The organism is Pseudomonas sp. Z4-7, from assembly GCF_051131965.1.
In the GTDB taxonomy this organism is placed as follows: domain Bacteria; phylum Pseudomonadota; class Gammaproteobacteria; order Pseudomonadales; family Pseudomonadaceae; genus Aquipseudomonas.
On sequence record NZ_CP071642.1, the window covers coordinates 5,793,777 to 5,812,704 of the forward strand.

An 18,928-nucleotide genomic window follows, 5' to 3' on the forward strand; every position below is an offset into this window, starting at 1 on the left:
CATGTTCATGCGCGCATTCTCACCCTTAGTGCTGTGCCTGCTACTCGCCGGATGCGACGAGAGGACAGCGCTGCACAGCCATCTTTCCGAGCAGGATGCCAATGAAGTGATCGCGGAACTGGCGGACAAGAACGTCGAGGCCAGCAAGCAGGTCGATAAGGACGGGCTGACCGTGCTGGTCGAGCCAGCGGACATGAACAGCGCGGTACAGGTTCTCGAAGCCGCTGGGCTGCCGCGTCGATCGCGCTCCAGCCTGGGGGAGATCTTCCGCAAGGAAGGCGTGATTTCCACACCGATGGAAGAACGTGCCCGCTACCTCTACGCGCTGTCTCAGGAGCTCGAATCGACACTGTCGCAAATCGATGGCGTGGTGCTCGCCCGGGTGCATGTGGTGCTGCCGGAACGGGTCGCTCCCGGCGAGCCGGTCCAGCCCGCGTCGGCCTCGGTGTTTATCAAGCACACCAGTGCGCTGGATCCTGACAGCATCACGCCGAGAGTGCGCAACCTGGTCGCCAGCGGGATTCCCGGCATGGCTGACGCGGCCCAGAACCCGGCCAAGCTGTCGGTGGTCTTCGTTCCCGCGGCGGCTTATCAGGAACGGCGCAAGATGGCGTATTTCGGGCCGTTCCTCATGCAGGCCGACGACATCGGCTATTGGCGGGGAGTAACCCTGGCGGCCGGCCTCACCTTGCTCGCCCTCCTGCTGGGCGCCTCGTACGGCCTCTACCGGTTGTGGCGCAACGGCGTACTGGTGCTGCCACGATTCTTCGAGCGCAAGGGCGCAACGCCAGCGGGTGCGCAAAACGGCACGGCGCCTTCACTGTTCGCGGTGAAGAACCCGGGCGCCAAGCCTGACAGCAAGGGGACCGCTGCATGAACGCGGCGCTTGAATGGGCTCGCTGGTGGAGCCTGGCGTGGCGCGAAGCAGACCGTGACTGGTACCCAGCGGTCCTCGGCCTGCTGACCGGACCACAAATCGATGCCTTGGCCCGCGGGCATCACGCCGCTTTGGCCCGCGGTTTCGGCATGACGCCGTGCACACCGCCACAGCCCGACCCGGCGGTGTTGTCACTCTGTTGCGGCACGCCCCGAACCTTGGCCCTGGCCTGCCAATTGGTGGCGAACACCTGCTCGCCGTTGACGACGATGGACATGCTTTCGCCGCAGGACCGGGCGTGGTGCGGGCGCACCGCCAAGGCGTTGCGCCCCGGACATTGGCTCGAACCCGGCCACGACCCGCTTGCACTGCTGCGCGCCTGGCTGGGGGAGCGGACCTGGGAGCGCACTCGCCTGGCCTTCCCGCGCAGCAGGATCATTGCCCTCGAAACGCAGCCCACCCCACGGCCACCTTCCGCCAAGCTCAACACGCTCTGGCAGTCCGCGTGCTGGAAAGCCGAGCAAAGCCTGGCGCCAGCGCCCCCCCAAACGGAGATGCACGATGCTCGCTCGGCGCTCGCTTGACCTACGTCCCGGTGGCCAGGGCCTGTTGCAACCCTGTATTCCTCGCGAAACCCTGGTGGACTGTGGCCGAGCACAGGCCGTTCTCGAACAGGCCCAGGCCCACGCCACGCAGCTGATCCAGGGTGCCGCCGAAGAGGCGGGCGCCGCAGTGCTCCAGGCACAGGCGCAGTTCTGGGAAACAGCCGAAACCGTGCTCGCCACCTGGGAAGCCGAGCGCCAGGCCATGTGGGAACGGATCGAGACCAGCGCCGCGCAGTTGGTCAACGAGGCGTTGGGAACGCTGTTGAGCGAAGTCCCGGATCAGGCCCGCATCGATGCACTCGTTCGTCAGCTTGCCTCACGCCAGCATGATTCGGTCAGTGCGACTCTTCGTTGTCATCCCGACGACTTGACGAAGCTGAGCCAAAGTCTGGGCTCATCTGGCGAACGTCCCTGGACGCCGGTGGCGGATCCCAGCATGGAGGCGCATCAGCTGAAGCTGGAAACACCAGGCGGCACGTTCCTGCTCGATTGGGCCACGGCTGTTGAAGCGTTGCGCCTGCCAGAACCGCAGCGGTAGCCCAAACGACCCAGAACCCGTGGCGAGGGAGCTTGCTCCCGCTGCCCTGCGCAGCAGGGCTAAAATTTTATTCAGGCAGACCGCATCGGCCGGTTTTGCGACTGCTGCGCAGCCGAGCGGGAGCAAGCTCCCTCGCCACGGGGGATTCGGATGTCTGACGAATCCATCATCGCGCCTCCTGATCTTTTGCTCACTTTTCGCGGAACCGTCATCGGCGTAATCACCACTCATCCGGTGAATACGCTTACCTCGGAGTAACCGCCATGTCTTCTACCGATGCCATCCAGCGCCGTCTCGATACCTATTTCCAACGCGCCAGCGACAACGTCAACAACGCTGCAATGAACGCCGCCGAGAGCCAGTCACTCGACGATATGCACTCGTTCGTGACCAGCATGAACGGCATGTCGGTCGCGGTGAACGCGGCCACTCAACAGACCACCGCCCACCACAACCTCGCCAAGGCGATCATCGATGCAATGCCATGAGCTGCGCACACAGCTCGCTCGCTGGAAAGCCGACGTCGACGGCGCGGAACATTTCGCCATCGTCATCGATGATGGCGAAGCGATCTTCAAGAAGCTGGATGACGGCCTGCTGGTATCGGTCGAGTTGAATTTCCCGCCGGGCAACGAAGGGTCCCTGGAAGACCTTCTGCGGCTGGCGCAGCCAAGCCTCTCGCGATTCCCCGGTGCGTTGGCCCTTTCGCCCCAGGACGAGCGTTTATGGCTACTGGCGCAACTGGCGACAGACGCGCACATCGACGACCTGGTCGAAGTGCTCGAAGCGCTGCTCAACCAGCGGGACACCTGGCAATCGATTCTCCATAAAGAACAACGTGCCGTGGCGCGACGCCCCTCGCACTTTCACTCGCTCGGAACAGGAATCCGCCATGCCTAACAGGTGGCTTGCACCGTACCGCTCGATGGCCGCCGGCCAGGTACACTTTCGCCGGTCCATCGTCCGTCGCTGGACCAAGACATCGCTGCTTGCACTGGCATTGGCCGGCGCGCTGGGCGCGGGCATGCCGGTCGAAGCGGCGGTACCGACCGACTGGAAAAACACGCCCTACGCCTACGATGCCCAGAACACGCCCCTGCCCAAGGTACTTGGCGACTTTGCCAATACTTTCGGGGTGCAACTGGTGCTCGATGGCACCGTGAAAGGCAGCGTCGATGGCCGGATGCGCGCCGAAAGCCCCCAGGCATTCCTCGACCGGCTCGGTCTGGAAAATCGTTTCCAGTGGTTCATGTACGGCAATACCTTGTACGTCAGCCCTTTGCAAAACCAGGACTCCACGCGCCTGGAAGTGTCCGCCGATGCCGCGCCGGACATCAAGCAAGCCCTGACCGACATCGGCCTGCTGGACCCGCGTTTCGGTTGGGGTGAGTTACCCGACGAAGGCGTAGTGCTGGTCTCCGGCCCGGAACGCTACGTGCGCCTGGTGGCGCAGTTTGCCGAGGCGCGCAAGACACCTGAAGAGAAGCAGGAGGTGATCAGCTTCCCGCTGCGCTATGCCACCGCCGCCGACCGGAGCATCAAGTACCGCGGCGATACGCTGGTGATTCCCGGGGTTGCCAGCATCCTCAAAGGGCTGCTGGAAAGTCGCAGTGCGGTGTCCGGTGGAATGCAGGCGACCTCGCCCCAGGCCTCGTTCCAGAACATGCAGGCCCAGCAGTCCATGACGATGGGCAATATCGAGCAGTTGGCATTGAGCGGCATGGGCCGCCCGAACACCAACCGCGTGCAAGGCCCGGAAAGCGCTGGCAAGGGCGGCCGCGGTCGGATCCGCGTCGAAGCCGACGTGCGCAACAACGCAGTGCTCATCTACGACTCGCCCAAGCGTCGGGAGATCTACACGCCGCTGATCCGTGACGTGGACGTGCCACGCAAACTGGTAGAAATCGATGCGATCATTCTCGACATCGACCGCACCCAACTGGCCGAGCTGGCGTCGAACTGGAACGTCGAGAGCGGCGATCTGATCGGCGGCGCCTCGATGATTCGCCCAGGCGCCAGCTCGACGGTATTCATCCAGGACTACGGCGACTTTTCCGCGCAACTGCGAGCACTGGAAGGTCGCGGCCTGGCCTCGGTCGTGGCGAATCCATCAGTATTGACCCTGGAAAACCAGCCGGCGGTCATCGACTTCAGCCGGACCGAGTACATCTCCGCCATTGGCGAACGGGTGGCCACCGTCGAGCCCATCACGGCCGGCACCAGCCTGCAGGTCGTGCCCCACACCATCGAGACCGGCGGCCGCAACCAGATCCAGATGTTCCTGGACATCGAAGACGGCAAGATCGAGCCCTCGGAGGTCGGTCAGCAGACGCCCAGCGTTCGGCGAGGAGTGGTCAGTACGCAGGCGGTGATGGGGGAAAGCCGATCACTGGTGGTGGGTGGTTTTCATACCGAGGAAACCGGCGACAACCTCGAACGGGTGCCATGGCTCGGACGCATCCCGCTGATCGGACCGCTGCTGTTTTCCTCGACCACCCGCGAGACCAGCCGCCGTGAACGCGTATTCATCCTGACGCCCCGTCTGATTGGCGACCAGGTCGACCCGGCCCGCTACATCTCCGAGCTCGATCGTGAACAGGTGGACAGCGCAATGGCACGCCTGGAAGAGCGGCGCAACGGCACTCGCCCCATCGGTCGCATCGAGATCAGCGACGTGCTCGCCCAATTGGCCGATGGCAATATTCCGCCGACGTTCAAGCAAGCCGCCTCGATTCCTTACTCGGCCGACACGCTGTGCGCGTTGCAACCGGGGCTATCGCTGGACGCCGGGCGCGCCCAGTGGTTTGCCGGCCCGGACTATGGCATCGCCGTGGGCGTGGTGCGCAACGATGGCGACCGACGGTTGCGCTTCGACGAGGCCAGTTGCAGCACCCGCTGGACCATGGCCACCTCCGCCTGGCCGAAGGTGTGGCTCGAGCCCGGTGAGGAAACCGAAGTGTTCGTCGTCATGAGACAACCCAAGCGCACACCAGGTGGCGGGCGCTCTTCCCTCTTGCAAACCAGTGCGAGGATCACGCCATGAGTCGCACCCCGATGCTGCTCGTCTTGTTGCTGTGCCTGCCGGTTTTCGCCGGCTGCGCAAACCGTTGGGGCTGCCAGGGCGATGCCTGTAGCCGCGCCGAACCCGACAACGGCCGCTTGGTGATCTGGTGGTCGCCGGGTATGCGCGGCGGCCTGGGCTCCCCCGAACATCCGCTCGACCACTCGGTCGTTCCACTGGAGAACTGAAACGGTATGTCTTTTTCGGTACACAGCGTAAGCACCCGCCAGGCCTTTCAGAAAAACATCATCGCCGGCATCGCGACGTATTGGGAAATAGCCCCAGGCATCGAGTTCTGCCTGCGACGCGAGCCCCACAGCTTGGGGCTCGCGTTACAGATACAAAGCCAGGCGATAGGCGTGAGCCAGGTGCGACGGGCGCTCGAACGACGCTTTGCCCACCCGAGTGACTACGCGCAACTGTTCCTGTTTCTCGATCCGCAGCGCGCGCTGGTGGTCTGGCAGGCGCTGCCCGAATCACCGATCTCGTCGCAGATGCTCGACGAGATCCAGTCCCGGCAATTGTCGTTGCTGGGCCTGGAAGACCTTGACGATTATTCGGTTACTTACTGAAGGCCCGTGGCCGAGGGAGGCTTTGCATGACCACCACACCGCTCGCCCAGCGCTTGATCTCAGCCCTCGCGGAACACCTGCATGCGCAGCTGCAACTGGAGGGCGGCGTCTGCGCACTGTATGACGCAAGCAACCGGGAAGCCGTGATTATCGAGCTGCCCGACCACGGCGACGTGGCCATCCTCCATTGCGCGATCGATGTGCCAGCCCATGCACCTGGCCTGCACAAGCGCCTGTTGGAGCTCAACTTTCGACTGGATCTGCTCGGCGGCAGTTGGCTGGCCCTGGACGAAAAGGGCAGCGTTCGCTTGTGTGCCCATTGCCCGTTGTCGATGCTCGATGAGGCGCAGTTCTGCCATTGGATCGTCGGTTTCATCGGCCAGGTCGGCGAGGTGCGCGCACGCTTGATGCCGTCCGCTACGCCTGGTTGCCCACGCCCGGCCTCGCTCAACGCAAGTCGCACACGACTCGGCTAGACAACAAAAAACCGTGGCGAGGGAGCTTGCTCCCGCTTGAGGGCGAAGCCCTCACAAAAGGTCTGCTGCGCAGCCCATCGGGAGCAAGCTCCCCTCGCCACGGGTACAGCGTTTTTCCAAGTCATTGCGAGCCTTACCGAAGTTTCATCGCCTCACCTCCCTCCTGCATGACTCTCCTCGCAGTGTCCATGAAGCCCTTGGTGACTTCCGTCACCGTGTCGCTCATCAACTTGGCCATGTCGGCCGAGCTCTTGACGATCATCATTTCGCTCTGACGCTCCTCCATTCGCATCTGCATATCGAACTGCTTTTCCATCAACTGTTTTTGACGGGTTTCCATCTCACTCATGAACGAGTCGGGCGTGCGAGGCGGCGCGGTGGAACCGGGGCTTTGGGTGTCATCCAGCGGTCGATCGTCAGACGGCGTAGCCGTGCGCTCGGCACCCCGTGTCCGGGTCCGGCCGCGCTGGTGAACCGCAGGGGGCGACGAAGACGAGCGACCCCGCCCATGCAGGCTTTGAGTGCCGGTACGCTGCTGGGCGTCGCGAGGCTGCTGGCTCAACGAGGGCGAGCGCGACGAGTGCAAGCCGTCGACGCCATGCAGGGCACCCGTGCCCCTTACGGAATTGGCCAGTGAATTGGGTTCAGGCATAGGGAATCTCCACGAGTCGGTGTGTGCGGTGGGACTACCGGCAAGCCGGCTTCGCCCGGGCGATCCCGGGCTCACTACCTGAGTGGCACCCCGGTGCGCACCGGTTCCATCGACCTCAGCGCAGGTTCAGCTCCGGGATTTCGATCACCTCGCCCTTGGCCTCGTCATCCAGCTCGCGCAAGACCCGATAAATGTGCGCAACCGCCTGAAGCGTTTCCCGCGGGATATATCCGCCTACGTCTTCCTTGTAGATCGTTCGCGCCAGCCAGATGCATTGAATGACCGGGATACGCGCCGCCTTGGCTCGCTCGATCAGGGCACGCGCATCCGCATCGACGCCCTTGGTAATGAGCTGCGGCAACGGCGTCTCCTCCGGTCGATAGAGCAGCGCGACGGCGAAGTGCGTCGGGTTGACCACCAACACATCGGCCTCTTCCACCGGCTTGGTTTCCTTGCTGGCGGGTTGGCCGACCAACTGCCGGGCCAGGCTGCGTCGATGCATCTTGACGTGGGGATCGCCCTCCATTTCCTTGAATTCCTTACGCACCTCTTCTTCGCTCATACGCAGGCGCTTGGCGAAGAAATATTTCTGCAGGCCAAAATCGAGAATCGCCAGCACCAACAACACGCCCAGACAGATGTGCATGATGTGCCGGAACAGGCTGGCGAGCCCGCGCCAATAGCCATGCAGGTCACCGTTGACCAGGCTGATCAACGACCCGAGGGCAGGCATAGTCACTAGGTAAAGCACGCTGGCGATGAACACTGCCTTGACCAGCCCCATGAACAGCTGGATCAGCGCCTGGGCGGAAAACATCTGCTGGGCCTGGTTCAACGGGTTCAAACGGTTCGGATCGGGGTGAAGGGCTTCGGGCGCGAACAGGAAGCCGAACTGTACCCAACCGGCGATCAGGCGCGTGGCGATTGCCAACCCGACGGTCATCAAGGTGAAACTGAGCAACACGCCACCGGCATGGGCTAGGGTTTCCTCGAAGGCGCGCACGAAGTCGCCATCCAGACGATGCAACGGGAACAAAACCATTTCACCCAGCGCCTGCATGCTGTTGTCAGCCTGGGTCAATGCCACTTCGGTGACTGCCGTGAGTACCAACAGGCTGCTCAGGTCCTGGCTCTGGCCGACCTGGCCTTTTTTGCGGGCGTCACGGATTTTCTTCGGTGTCGCGCGCTTGGTCTTCTCCCCGCTGTCTTCACTCATGAACAAGCCCTTCCTTCAAGGCGCCTGCAACAGCAGGTGGAGCAGGTTGCGGATTTCCCCGTAACGGCCGAGACGGCCGGTCATCGCGTCCCATAACGTGGGCAGGTAGAACAGCAGGAAGCCCAGCCCGACCAGGCTTTTCGCCGGCATGGCGAGGACAAAGACCTGCAATTGCGGGCTATACAGGCTGAGCAAGGCCAAGGCGAACTCCACCAGCAACAGCAAGCCGATGAAGGGCGCCGCATAAAGCATCATGTGCATGAACATTTCGGCAAGCAGCCCGAGGAACACCCCGAAACCATCCGCGCCGGGCAACGGAAACCAGACCGTGGGCGACCAGACCAGATAGCTGTCCCAGATCACCTGGGTCAGCGTGCCGATGCCCAGGGTGGCGACTAGCAACAGGATCGTCATCTCCTTGAACAGGTGGCCCAACGGCGTCGTATCCGTGCCGAGTGCCGGGTTCAACTGGCCGCCGATGAGCGCACCGCGCTGGTTATCGAGCAAGGCCCCCACCGATTCGTACAGCCAGAACGGCATGGCCAGCAGCACCCCGAGCAGCAGGCCCAGCACCACCTCCTTGAACATCAACCCAGCCAGGGTCAGCCAACTGACCTGGGCATCAATCAGGGCCTGGCGGATGCCCGGCGCCGGCAACATGCCCAGGGCGAACACCACGGCATGGCGCGGCAGGCCTCGCAAATGCTGGAAGCAGAACACCGGGACCAGGTAAGCCACCGGATAGATACGCGCCATGCCAAGGGCGATCGACAGCAGCAAGTCCAAATAGGGAAGGAAGGCCTGGGTCGTCATCAGGTGCTGGCCATCAGTTCAAAAGCCCGACGCAACAGGCCCAGCAGCTCGGCGCCAATCCAGCGACCGGTGACCAGCAAGGTCAGCCCGACGGCCACCAGCTTGATGCCGAAGGGCAAGGTCTGGTCCTGAATCTGCATCAAGGCCTGCACCAGGGAAGTCAGCACGCCGACGATCACCGCGACAATCAAGGGCGGCGCGGACAGCAGGACCACCAGCAACATGCCTTCCTTGAACAACGTCATCGCGTCCATCGCATGCCCTCAGAGGTAGGAGTAGAACAGGCTGTCGAGCAATTGCGTCCAGCCTTGCACGAGGACGAACACCAGCAGCTTGAGCGGCAACGAAATGGTCATCGGCGCGACCATCTGCATACCGAGCGCCAGCAGCAGGTTGGACACGATCAGGTCGATGACAATGAACGGGATGTAAATCAGGAAGCCCATCTGGAAGCCCGCCTCGAGCTCCGACAACATGAAGGCCGGGATCAGCAGCATCAGGTCGTCGCGACTGGCTTGCTCGGCGCGCTCCTTGGGCCACATGCGCTGGGTGTTTTCCAGCAGGTGGGTGAGGATGTCCGGGTTGGTATTGCGCGACATGAAGGCTTGCAGCGGTTTTACCGCGTTCAAGGCAGAACCCTGCAACGCCTCGGTATTGCTGAAATCCAGTGGCCGCTCCTTCAGCTCCTCGGCGATGTCGTGGCCGACCGGCGCCATGATGAACAACGTCGCCGCCAGCGCAATGGCATACAGCGCCATGTTCGGCGGCACCTGCTGCACGCCGATGGCGTTGCGGGTAATCGTCAACACGATGGCGATCTTCAGGAAGGCGCTGCAAATGATCAGCAACAAGGGAACCAATGAGATCCCGCCGATGAACAGCGCCAGCAGAAACGGGTCGACCCCCTGGAAGCTCATCCAGCCACATCCACGCGAGTGATCTGCAGACCGAGCCGGCCATCAACTTCTACCAGTTCGCCGTGGGCCAAGGCCCGTTCGCCATGGAACAACGCCGCCGCGCCCGGCGCCACGCCCTGGACCTGGAGCACCGAGCCGGGTGCAAGGTCGCGCAACTCGCCCAGGGTCAGGCTCAAGTGGCCGCAACGTATCGTCAGCGCCAATGGCAGGTCGTCGAAACGCTCGCGGATGGCGGTAGGATCTGCAACCGGCGCCTGCGTGGCATCGGAGTCGACGGGGTAAGGCGCTGGTTGCTCGTCGACTTCAGGTGCCTGAACGTCGGGTTCGTAGCGAGTGGTGTCGTCCCAGTCGGGCGTCAGGATGTCGGTGTCGGCGGTGGTGCTCATAGCGGTTTCCTCCAGAGCGAGCAAGGTCAGGCGCAACGGCGCGGCGCGGTCGTACACCCGCACCCGCGCACATTGCCGGCCCAGGCGAATGATTCCCTGGCCGGATGGATCGAACAGGGCGGACTCCGGAACCAGCACGTCACCGGGGCGCAGCGCGGCCACGTGCCTGGCGGCCAACGTCAGGTGCCCCAATGGCAGCGGAACATCCAGCGCAAGGTCATCGCCCCAGGGCACATTCCGACGTTGCCAGGGCGCTGCGCCAAGCACCCCCAGCAGGGTCGTCCCGGCGATTTCCAGATGGCTCGTGGCACGGGCCGCGCCTGTTTTCACCTCGATCCGGCAGGCGATGCCCTCGACGACGTGACCGGCCAGCGGTCTCATAAAACCGAATGCCTGCCGCAAGGACTCGCTCAGGGTTTGCTGGAACAGCGCCCAGAACCAGGCGTCATCCGCGCAAGGCTCGGCGGGCAGGACCACTGGGCACTCGCCGAACAGGCTGAGTACCGGACCGGGCTCGTCGAGGGCCAGGGCACCTTGCGCACACTCCAGCACAAACGACGTAGCTCTCGCCGCGCCGCTGGCCGGGGTCAGTTCCACCACGCCCGCTTCGCCCGCCACCTCGAACGGCAGACTGACGCCAGCCCCCAAGCGCTGCCGGGCGGCGGCGTCATCGCTGCACATCGATCGCAGCGCCAATGCACGTACGCTCATGTCGCACTCGCCTCCTCTGCGGATGCCACGCGCACCGTCACCGGCTGGCCCAGGCTCTGACCCAACGCCTCTTCCAGGCGCCCGGACCGACTCGATAACCGCGCACGTACTTCTTCGGTTTCGCCACTCAGGCCAATGTCCCAGCCAGAGGTCCCGGCGAGACGCTGCGCAGAGACCCTGATCCGTCCCAGGTGGGGAAGGTGCAGCAGCAGGTCCAATTGCTGGTCGAGCGTGGCCCGCAGACGTGGCGACAGCTGATCGACAAAGGCGTCCACTTCGCCGCTCTCCAGACCCACCCACCCTGACAGGGAGCCGGCGCCGGCGGTGTCGTCCTCGCAACTGCCCCGAGGTGCGTCGACCCATTGGCGAAACCAGTAGCCGTCGCTGCGCCCGGCGATCACTTCGGGGTCGCGTTCGGAAGCGGGCGCAGGCTCGCGGGCCGCCGGACGGGTGGCCCGACTCACCTGGACAGGCGCGTACTCATGCGCACGCGGCGCGTGGCGAGCGGATGCAAGCGGCGGTCCACCGCGTACGGTGCGTTCATTCATCATCGGGAACCTCCACCAGGTATTCCATCATGGCGCCGAGCTTTTCCAGGTCACGCCTGCGCCCTTGCAATCGCTGCTGCGCGGCTTCGGTATGGCGTGCCTGCTGCGCCTGTTCCTCGTCCAGCGCCTGCAAGGCCCGCGCTTGCTCCGCCAGCTCGCCGATCAAGCGCCGCTCCTCGGTGCTCCAGGCATTGAGTTCGCAAATGCTCAGCGCACGGCCACGGTGCTCGCCGTAGAGGGCCTCGCGCTGAGCCGCCTGCTGCTCACAGGCTGCCTGCCAGCGCGCCCGCGCGGCGGCGAACGCGGCCTGGCGCTCGCGCAAAAGCTCGCGCTGCTGGCGCCAGGCCCGTTCGGCTTGCGCCTCGCGATGCCGGCGCACCGGCGCCAGGGCGTCCAGATCAGCCCGGGACATAGGCGGTCAATTGCTGGAGGTGGGCCAATGTCGACGTGAACGTCTCCGGCTCGCGCAAGTCCTGGCGCAGGAATGCGTCCAGGGCGCTGCGGGACTCCACCGCCAGGTCGGTCAAGGGGTCGGCGCCGGCCTGATATTCCCCCAGGCGCAGCATCAGCTCGATCTGCTCGTAGGCCGACAGCAACCGCCGCAGATTGATGCCCGCTCGAAGGTGCTCGGCCTCGGCGACATTGGCCAGGGTGCGCGAAAGGCTGGCCAACACGTCGATCGCCGGGTAATGACCGCGCTCGGCGAGTTTGCGCGACAGCACGATGTGACCATCAAGCAGCGAACGCACTTCATCCGCCACCGGATCGTTCATCGAATCCTGTTCGATGAGCACCGTATAAAGCGCGGTGATCGCCCCCTCATTGCTCAACCCGGCCCGCTCGACCAGACGCGGCAGCAGGCTGTAGACCGAAGGAGGCAAGCCGCCGCGCCCCAGCGGTTCGCCGGCGGCGAGGCCGATTTCCCGTTGGGCCCGGGCGAACCGGGTCAGCGAGTCGATGAGCAGCAGGACGCGCTGGCCGCGGGCGCGAAAACCCTCGGCCAAGGCCGTGGCGGTGAATGCCGCGCGGGCCCGTTCCATGCTGGACCGGTCGGAGGTGGCGCACACCAGGACTGCACGAGCGCGCAATTCATCATCCAGTTCATGGTCGAGAAATTCGCGCAACTCGCGCCCACGCTCACCGATCAAGCCGAAGACAATGACATCGCAGTCAACGTTGCGGGCGATCTCCGCCAACAATGTGGTCTTGCCGCAGCCGGCGCCCGCGAACAACCCGACACGCTGGCCTTCGCCAAGTGTCAGCGGGCCATCGATGGCCCGTACGCCGGTCATCAAGGGCTGTCGAATGCGCGGTCGCGCGGTCGGCGCAGGCGCCTCGCCAATCACTTGCGAGGCCTGCAGCACCTGCGCGCCGGCGAAAGCGCCCACGCCACCGTCCAACAGGGGCCGACCGAAGCCGTCCAACACTTGCCCAAGCAATTGCGGGCCGACAGTCACCCGATGGGGCATGCCCAGCGGCTCCACGACAGCGCCGACCCGCACGCCCTCCAGGCCACCCAAGGCGCTGAGCAAGGCATCGTGACGGTCGAAGCCGACGATTTCGGCGAGCAACGGCTCGCGCGCGTCACGTTCGACCTGGCAGAGGTCTCCGATCTGCGCTCCCGGCAGCCGGCATTGCAACAAGATGCCGCTGACCCGCTGTACCTGTCCGCGCACCATGACCGGCGAGAACCGACGCAGATGCGCCCGTTGTCCGGCCTCCCAGCTCTCCAGCCGTGCAATGGCCGCCTGCGTCATCACCAGGTGACCTCGTAGCGTTGCTCACCTTCGAAGGTGACCTTGCCGGCATCGATCGCGGTCAGGCGCAGCCCATCGATCTGGTCGCCCAGAAACAACCGGCGGCCGTCGGACGTGACGACGTGGCCATGTTTGCCGCCGACGATCTGAGCGATCTGAAACGGCAGTTGACTCAGCCGCTCCCTGACGTTGGTCGTGATCGCGACCGACGTATCGTAGCGGGCATGGAAACGCTCGATCAGCCGTTCGACCATCGCCAGGCGTTGACGCGGCAACTCACCCACCAGGGCCAGTCGGCCGTCCTGGACCTCGGTCTGCACATGGGCATCCAGGTCACGCTCCTGAAGCATGCGATCGAGCTCCAGGTGGACCGCCTCGACAGTGTCCAGGGCCACCTTGGCCGGCTTGAGCTGTTGCACCGCGCCGGGCGCCACAGTCGGTGCCGGCTGGCTGGTGAAGGCCAAGGCGCTGGAGGCAACGGTAATCACCGCGGCAGCGATGCCCAGGCGCTTGGTCCAGGAAGGCCGCGCCGCGGCCCTTTGCGGTTCGCGCTCTACCGCCAGGTGCGCCGCATCATCTAGGGCTGCTTCTTCAGGCCAGGGCTGATCCGCCGGGGCCAGGCACAACCAGACGCCAGCGATAGAAAAAGGCGCATTGCTTTGCAACGCCCCGGCGGGAATCCAGGGCTGGCCTTGTGCATCACAGACCTTCCCCTCCAGCGAGTCCAGCAGCCATTGGCCCTGAACCTGCCTGAGGGCCACGTGATGTGCGCAGATACCTGGATCGTATAACGCCAGGTCGGCGTCTTCCGCCGCTCCCACTACCCATTGCTCGCCCACCAGCGGCAACGCCGCACCTCGGTGCAGACCACTCAATACACGCAGCTCGAACATGGCCAACTCCTCAAGGCGCGACGGGTGTGCGCCCACAATCAGGTTGAACGACGGGGCACGGGTAGCCCTCGTCCACTGTCACAGCCAGGCCATCGAACGCGCCTGGATTTACATCGTTACCCGTGGCAGCACTGCCCACGCGCCGAGGGGAAAAAACCCTCATGCGGCGTCCTCGATCCGCAGTTGTTCCTGCTCGAGATCGAAGCGCCCCAGCACGGTGACCTGGGCATTGCTGTGCAACTCGCTGAAGGCAAGTACGGGTACGTGATTGAACTCGTCACGCAGCAAGTCACGCAGCGGCGCGCGCAAGTCCTGGGCGACCAACAGCACCGCCACGCGTTTGGCCCGCAACGGGAAGCCTTCGCGCAGCTGCAAGACCAAGGCGCGGGTATGTACGCTTTCCAAGGCAAAGAAGGTTTCCGTCTGGGTCTGGCGCAGCGCGTCGCGCAGCAGCCCTTCGGTTTCCGGCGTCAGCAGCCAGACGTGCAAGCCGTCTTCATCACGGTACTGGTGATAGATCTGCGACTTCAGGGCGATGCGGGCGTAGTCGGTGAGCGCACCGACATCGCGCTCGTGCTGCCCATGCTCGATCAACGACTCGGCGATCAATCGCACCGCCCGCAGCGGCACGCCTTCGCCTGCCAAGCGTTGCAGCACGGCGGCGAAACGGGCCAAGGGCATGGTCCGCTGCAGCTCCTGCACCAGCTCTGGCTGTCCGGCTTCGAGCCAGCTGAGAATCGACTTGCTTTCCTGCAGGCCGAGGAACTGCGGGCCGGTGGCAAACATGGCCCGGCTCATGCGTTCCACCAGCAGCTCCCCCGCCGGCACCGCTTCCACGCGCTCGTCCGCCAGCAGCGGGTCGTCGGGGGCCAGCCAAAGCCATTGATGCTCGTCACGCACTTCGCTGCCGACCCGGGCATCCTGCGGCTCGAATGGCAGCGGCCCGCGCGCCACCGCCACGCGGTCACCGAAAGTTGCCCGCAACATCGGTACTTCGTGCACGCAGAACCGGAACTCGTCGTCTTCCAGCTGCGTGCTGTATTCGATCTCGAAGGGCGGCAAGGTCAGGCCAAAACCTGCGACCAGCGCGTTGCGCTTTTTGCGGATCGACTGGATAACGTCCTTGGCGGCCGGGTTGCCTTCCATCGCCTTGGAAAATTGCAAGAGATAGGCCCGGGTCGGGTCGAAGCTGCGCAGGTCCTCGGCGCCATTGTGTTCCGGGGTGACGACCGTTTCAGACTGCTCCGCCTGGCGGGCCTGTTTTGCCCGGCCATGCAACTGGATGATGCCCGCCGTGCCGGTGATCAAGGCGATCACGATGAACACCAGCGTCGGCATGCCGGGCAACGCGGCGAAGCCGAGCATTCCCACCGAAGCGATGACCCAGGCCTTGGGCTCGGCGGTCAACTGCTTGGCGATTTCCTTGCCTACGCTGCTGCCGGCTGGCTGTCCTTCCGGCGAGACGCGGGTGATGATCATGCCGGCGGTCAGGGAAATCAGCAGGGCCGGAATTTGCGCGATCAGACCGTCGCCAATGGTCAGCACGGCGTACAAGTGCATCGAGTCGGACGCGCTCATGTCATGCTGGACCATGCCGACCGAGAAGCCACCGATGAGGTTGATCACCACGATCACCAGGCCTGCGATGGCGTCGCCCTTGACGAACTTCATCGCCCCGTCCATCGCCCCGAACAGTTGGCTTTCCTTGTTCAGTTCCTCGCGGCGGCGGCGGGCTTCGCTGACATCGATGAGGTTCGCCCGCAAGTCGCTGTCGATGGACATCTGTTTGCCAGGCAGCGCGTCCAGCGTGAACCGCGCCGCCACTTCGGCGACCCGCTCGGAGCCCTTGGTGATCACCAGGAAGTTGACCACCGTCAGGATCAGGAAGATGACCAGCCCGACCGCAAGGTTGCCCCCCACCACGAAATTGCCGAACGCCTGGACGATATGACCCGCGTCGCCCTGGAGGAGAATCAAGCGCGTGGTCGCCACCGACAGCGCCAGCCGGAACAAAGTGGTCAGCAACAGCACCGCCGGGAACGAGGAAAACGCCAACGGACGCGGCAGGTACAGCGAGAGCACGATCAGCAGGCAAGAGATGCAGATGTTGATGGCGATCAGCGCATCGACCACCGCCGTCGGCAACGGCAGGATCAGCATGAACACGATGCCGAGCACCACGAACGCGCCGGCCACCTCGATACGTTGCACCGCCGCCTGGGCGACTTTGTTCAGCATGGCGATCATGGACGCGCTCCAATAACCGGTTCGGCGGTTTGTCCACGGGTCTCGCCACGGGAACGCTCATCGAGCAGCACGAGCAGATTCTTCAGCGCGCTCTGGCGGCTTTTGGCATCGCGCCAGAGCGCCAGCGGCAAACGCTTGAGCAAGGGGTACAAGCCGTTCAAGGAGACCAGTTGGTCGCGCTCTTGATCGCCGCCCAATTCACGGCCGATGCGACGCACCTCTGCCGAAGACAGGCCGCTGCTGACAAACCCCAGCATGCGCTGGAGCAACAGCACGGCCGTGAGCTGGCTGGCCGGGCAACTGTAGGCCAGTTGCTCGAGCAAACGGCGACAGCTTTGCAGCACGCTGCTCAGTTGCGTCGAGGCAGCGAGGCCGATCAGCAACGTACGCAACAGAGCGGTAGGCCGCGAAGGGGCATGGGCGGCGATGTCATCAGCCAGCGCGCGGCGCATCATGTCGAGCCCCGAGACGAATGCCGCTTCGCCGAACAGGCCAAGCAACGCCTGCATCATGGTGGGCAAGGATTGCTTGAGCACCACGGTGTCGTAATAGAGGCGCCGTACCGCCTGGCGCAGTTCCGGATCGCCACCGGAGGCCCGCAGGGCCTCGGCGATGTTCATGCCGGCCTGGATCTGCGCGCCATAACGCTCGCGCAACAGTTGCAGATAGTCGCGGGCACGCTTGGCTTCGACGAGACGACCCTGCGTCTCGGCGTCCAGCAGTGCCTGCTTCAGGATCAGGTCGGTGCGGGCCGGATCTCCGCCAGTCGATTGCACCAGTTCTTCAAGTACCGGCTGGCCACCGAGCAAGACGCCGGCCTGGGCAGCCATGGCCCCCAGGCTCTGCTTGCCTGGGTGGCCGAGTTGGTCGTACCACTCTTCCAGTTGTTCACGGGTCTCGACCCGCACCTGGCCCACCTCGCTGCGGGCATTACGGATGCGGCGCTGGTTCAGCGCCTTGGTATTGCGTTCCACATGATGGCTGAAGGTCATGCCGACCTCCTCCATCGAACTGGACTGCGTGGCCTGCGACGACTCGACAGGCCTGCCAACGCCCGCGACAGCCGAAACGGCCTGGGCGAGATTGGCGGCAATGTGCGCATTTGTCGGGGCTTCTACTTTCATGATGGCCGGGAGCGTGGTTTCGGACGCTCAGTGGGTGGCGGTGATCCACCATTCGGTTCCATCGCCATCACGGGCTTTTCTAAAGCGAACGACCGAGTCGTCCGCGGGCCGTTTCCCGAAGAGCCGGTCGGTGCAATTTCATGCAGTGGACGTCTGGAAAGCCGTGCACGGCCTTGCACAAATAGAGCACTTGCACTAATAAAAAACCATTAAATTTCAACTAGATAAGCGTTAAATCCGGCTTGGCACAGGTCCTGCTGAAGGGGAAAAGTCGACACACCCGTCGACACCAGGGAACCCATTCAGAGGGATTTATTGATGAACAGCCTGAACCTCATGCTTCCCCCGCAAACCTCACCGACACGTCCGAGTGCGCCCGGTGTCAGCTTCGGCGAGGAGCGTAAGCTGCGTCTGTTTGTGCAAAAGCGTGTACTCAATCAAGACGACGCCGACGACATCATCCAACTCACGTATCTGGAAGCCTGGCGCAACCAGGAAAAATTCAAGGGGTTGGCCAAGCCGGACACCTGGCTATGCGGCATCGCCTTGAACCTGATACGCAATCACTTCCGCCGTTTCTATGCGCAACCGCCACTGAGCACGTTCGACGAAAGCGATTTTCACGAATCCAGCGACGACATCGACCTGAGTGAATTGTGCGACAACCGGCGGCTGCTGGACCGCACGCTGCTGGCGATGGACGCCCTGCCCAAGGACATGCGCGACACCTTGTGGACCGCCGTGGACACCGAGAGCAGCTACCGCGATGCCGCCGAACGGCTGGGCGTGCCCATCGGCACCGTGCGCTCACGATTGTTTCGGGCCCGTGAACAACTCAAGAAAAGCGTCTATGGAGAAACCCGGCCATGACCCGTAATCGTTTGAACAGCCGAGCCGACCTGCCACGTGGCGTACGTCGCTATACGCCCGATGACCTGCCGGTGATGACGGATATCTTCAACGAAAGCGCTCTGGGGGGAACCAGTTCCCCGGTACTCAGAGCGTTTTCCCTGAAGGAAATGACGTTCTTCGTCGATTGTTTCGTCAAGGAAGGTGACCCGATCTACGTGCTCGAGCGCGGCGGCGAGGTGGTCGCCTGGTTGATCGTCAACCGCTTCTGCTGGGGTGCCCAGGCCTGCCGGTTGACCGGCGAAGTATCGATCTATGTGCGCAACGACCACATTGGCAGCGGCGTCGGCATTCGCCTCGGCCAGGCCGCCGTGGTGTTGGCCAGACGTTATGGTTTCGAGACGCTGGTGGCCTGGATCATCGAGCACAACGAGGCGAGCAAGCGGGGCGTGCAAGGATTGGGAGCGACGCTATGGGGACGTTTTCCGGGTATCGCCCGATTCGCTGACAAACGTGCGGATGTGGTGCTCTATGGATTGGACCTGATGCCTATCGACACCACACCCGTCAGCGCTTCAGTGCCTGCGAAGACAAGGGAGGCCAGCCTGGCCTGAATCAACGGCTCGTCCGGCAAGAGGCCGGGCGAGCCGTTGCCATTTTTTGCACTGGCAACCGTTGATCTCGTG

The 18,928-nt window shown here is 63.9% G+C and carries 23 protein-coding genes; 11 read left to right on the forward strand and 12 right to left on the reverse strand.

Annotation, left to right across the window (positions count from 1 at the left end; genetic code table 11):
• The first annotated feature begins 1 nt into the window (after position 1).
• The 9 genes from sctJ to J3P91_RS26115 all read left to right on the forward strand — a co-directional run bounded on the left by sctJ (position 2) and on the right by J3P91_RS26115 (position 6,129).
• A complete protein-coding gene (gene sctJ, locus J3P91_RS26075; protein ID WP_434602151.1) occupies positions 2–877 on the forward strand; it encodes a type III secretion system inner membrane ring lipoprotein SctJ in 876 nt (291 codons plus the stop codon).
• Positions 874–1,461, forward strand: coding sequence for a hypothetical protein (locus J3P91_RS26080; protein ID WP_434602152.1), 588 nt, complete (start codon positions 874–876; stop codon positions 1,459–1,461). The genes sctJ and J3P91_RS26080 overlap by 4 nt, the downstream gene beginning before the upstream one ends.
• On the forward strand, positions 1,439–2,020 hold the full coding sequence (gene sctL, locus J3P91_RS26085) for a type III secretion system stator protein SctL (RefSeq protein WP_434602153.1): 582 nt from the start codon (positions 1,439–1,441) through the stop codon (positions 2,018–2,020). The genes J3P91_RS26080 and sctL overlap by 23 nt, the downstream gene beginning before the upstream one ends.
• 263 nt (positions 2,021–2,283) lie before the next feature.
• On the forward strand, positions 2,284–2,508 hold the full coding sequence (locus tag J3P91_RS26090) for a serine kinase (protein ID WP_434602154.1): 225 nt from the start codon (positions 2,284–2,286) through the stop codon (positions 2,506–2,508).
• Entirely contained in the window at positions 2,495–2,920 is a 426-nt protein-coding gene (locus J3P91_RS26095; protein WP_434602155.1) for a type III secretion system chaperone, read from the forward strand. The genes J3P91_RS26090 and J3P91_RS26095 overlap by 14 nt, the downstream gene beginning before the upstream one ends.
• Complete coding sequence (gene sctC, locus J3P91_RS26100; RefSeq protein WP_434602156.1) at positions 2,913–5,063, forward strand: type III secretion system outer membrane ring subunit SctC; 2,151 nt, start codon at positions 2,913–2,915, stop codon at positions 5,061–5,063. The genes J3P91_RS26095 and sctC overlap by 8 nt, the downstream gene beginning before the upstream one ends.
• A complete protein-coding gene (hrpT, locus tag J3P91_RS26105; RefSeq protein ID WP_434571108.1) occupies positions 5,060–5,269 on the forward strand; it encodes an HrpT family type III secretion system protein in 210 nt (69 codons plus the stop codon). The genes sctC and hrpT overlap by 4 nt, the downstream gene beginning before the upstream one ends.
• A 6-nt stretch (positions 5,270–5,275) precedes the next feature.
• The gene (locus J3P91_RS26110) at positions 5,276–5,653 is read left to right on the forward strand and encodes a type III secretion protein HrpV (RefSeq protein WP_434602157.1); all 378 of its coding nucleotides are present in this window, start codon (positions 5,276–5,278) and stop codon (positions 5,651–5,653) included.
• Positions 5,654–5,679: 26 nt separating this feature from the next.
• Positions 5,680–6,129, forward strand: a complete 450-nt coding sequence (locus J3P91_RS26115; protein ID WP_434602158.1) for a type III secretion system chaperone — start codon at positions 5,680–5,682, stop codon at positions 6,127–6,129.
• A gap of 133 nt (positions 6,130–6,262) precedes the next feature.
• On the opposite strand, the gene J3P91_RS26120 is transcribed toward J3P91_RS26115, so the two are convergent.
• From J3P91_RS26120 to J3P91_RS26175, 12 genes are all read right to left on the reverse strand, one after another.
• A complete protein-coding gene (locus J3P91_RS26120) occupies positions 6,263–6,781 on the reverse strand; it encodes a type III effector (protein WP_434602159.1) in 519 nt (172 codons plus the stop codon).
• A gap of 115 nt (positions 6,782–6,896) precedes the next feature.
• The gene (sctU, locus tag J3P91_RS26125) at positions 6,897–7,997 is read right to left on the reverse strand and encodes a type III secretion system export apparatus subunit SctU (RefSeq protein WP_434602160.1); all 1,101 of its coding nucleotides are present in this window, start codon (positions 7,995–7,997) and stop codon (positions 6,897–6,899) included.
• 15 nt (positions 7,998–8,012) lie between these two features.
• Positions 8,013–8,810 carry a type III secretion system export apparatus subunit SctT gene (gene sctT / locus J3P91_RS26130; RefSeq protein WP_305498098.1) on the reverse strand — a complete coding sequence of 266 codons (798 nt, stop codon included), beginning with the start codon at positions 8,808–8,810 and terminating at the stop codon, positions 8,013–8,015.
• Entirely contained in the window at positions 8,810–9,064 is a 255-nt protein-coding gene (gene sctS, locus J3P91_RS26135; protein ID WP_305498097.1) for a type III secretion system export apparatus subunit SctS, read from the reverse strand. The genes sctT and sctS overlap by 1 nt, the downstream gene beginning before the upstream one ends.
• A 9-nt stretch (positions 9,065–9,073) precedes the next feature.
• Complete coding sequence (gene sctR, locus J3P91_RS26140; RefSeq protein ID WP_305498095.1) at positions 9,074–9,727, reverse strand: type III secretion system export apparatus subunit SctR; 654 nt, start codon at positions 9,725–9,727, stop codon at positions 9,074–9,076.
• Positions 9,724–10,824: a type III secretion system cytoplasmic ring protein SctQ gene (gene sctQ / locus J3P91_RS26145; RefSeq protein ID WP_434602161.1), complete on the reverse strand. Its 1,101-nt coding sequence runs from the start codon at positions 10,822–10,824 to the stop codon at positions 9,724–9,726. Before sctQ ends, sctR begins: the two co-directional genes overlap by 4 nt.
• On the reverse strand, positions 10,821–11,375 hold the full coding sequence (locus J3P91_RS26150) for a type III secretion protein (RefSeq protein WP_434602162.1): 555 nt from the start codon (positions 11,373–11,375) through the stop codon (positions 10,821–10,823). The genes sctQ and J3P91_RS26150 overlap by 4 nt, the downstream gene beginning before the upstream one ends.
• Positions 11,365–11,784 carry a hypothetical protein gene (locus J3P91_RS26155; protein WP_434602163.1) on the reverse strand — a complete coding sequence of 140 codons (420 nt, stop codon included), beginning with the start codon at positions 11,782–11,784 and terminating at the stop codon, positions 11,365–11,367. Before J3P91_RS26155 ends, J3P91_RS26150 begins: the two co-directional genes overlap by 11 nt.
• Positions 11,771–13,129, reverse strand: coding sequence for a FliI/YscN family ATPase (locus J3P91_RS26160; protein ID WP_434602164.1), 1,359 nt, complete (start codon positions 13,127–13,129; stop codon positions 11,771–11,773). The genes J3P91_RS26155 and J3P91_RS26160 overlap by 14 nt, the downstream gene beginning before the upstream one ends.
• A complete protein-coding gene (locus J3P91_RS26165) occupies positions 13,129–14,022 on the reverse strand; it encodes an FHA domain-containing protein (RefSeq protein ID WP_434602165.1) in 894 nt (297 codons plus the stop codon). Before J3P91_RS26165 ends, J3P91_RS26160 begins: the two co-directional genes overlap by 1 nt.
• Positions 14,023–14,181: 159 nt before the next feature.
• Entirely contained in the window at positions 14,182–16,269 is a 2,088-nt protein-coding gene (gene sctV / locus J3P91_RS26170) for a type III secretion system export apparatus subunit SctV (protein WP_434602166.1), read from the reverse strand.
• The gene (locus J3P91_RS26175; RefSeq protein WP_434602167.1) at positions 16,266–17,261 is read right to left on the reverse strand and encodes a TyeA family type III secretion system gatekeeper subunit; all 996 of its coding nucleotides are present in this window, start codon (positions 17,259–17,261) and stop codon (positions 16,266–16,268) included. Before J3P91_RS26175 ends, sctV begins: the two co-directional genes overlap by 4 nt.
• A 450-nt stretch (positions 17,262–17,711) precedes the next feature.
• Here J3P91_RS26175 and J3P91_RS26180 point away from each other — a divergent pair, with 450 nt between their 5' ends.
• Positions 17,712–18,263, forward strand: a complete 552-nt coding sequence (locus J3P91_RS26180) for an RNA polymerase sigma factor (RefSeq protein WP_305498082.1) — start codon at positions 17,712–17,714, stop codon at positions 18,261–18,263.
• Positions 18,260–18,856 (forward strand): GNAT family N-acetyltransferase, encoded by a 597-nt coding sequence (locus tag J3P91_RS26185; protein ID WP_434602168.1) that lies wholly within the window; start codon positions 18,260–18,262, stop codon positions 18,854–18,856. The genes J3P91_RS26180 and J3P91_RS26185 overlap by 4 nt, the downstream gene beginning before the upstream one ends.
• Positions 18,857–18,928 lie beyond the last annotated feature (72 nt).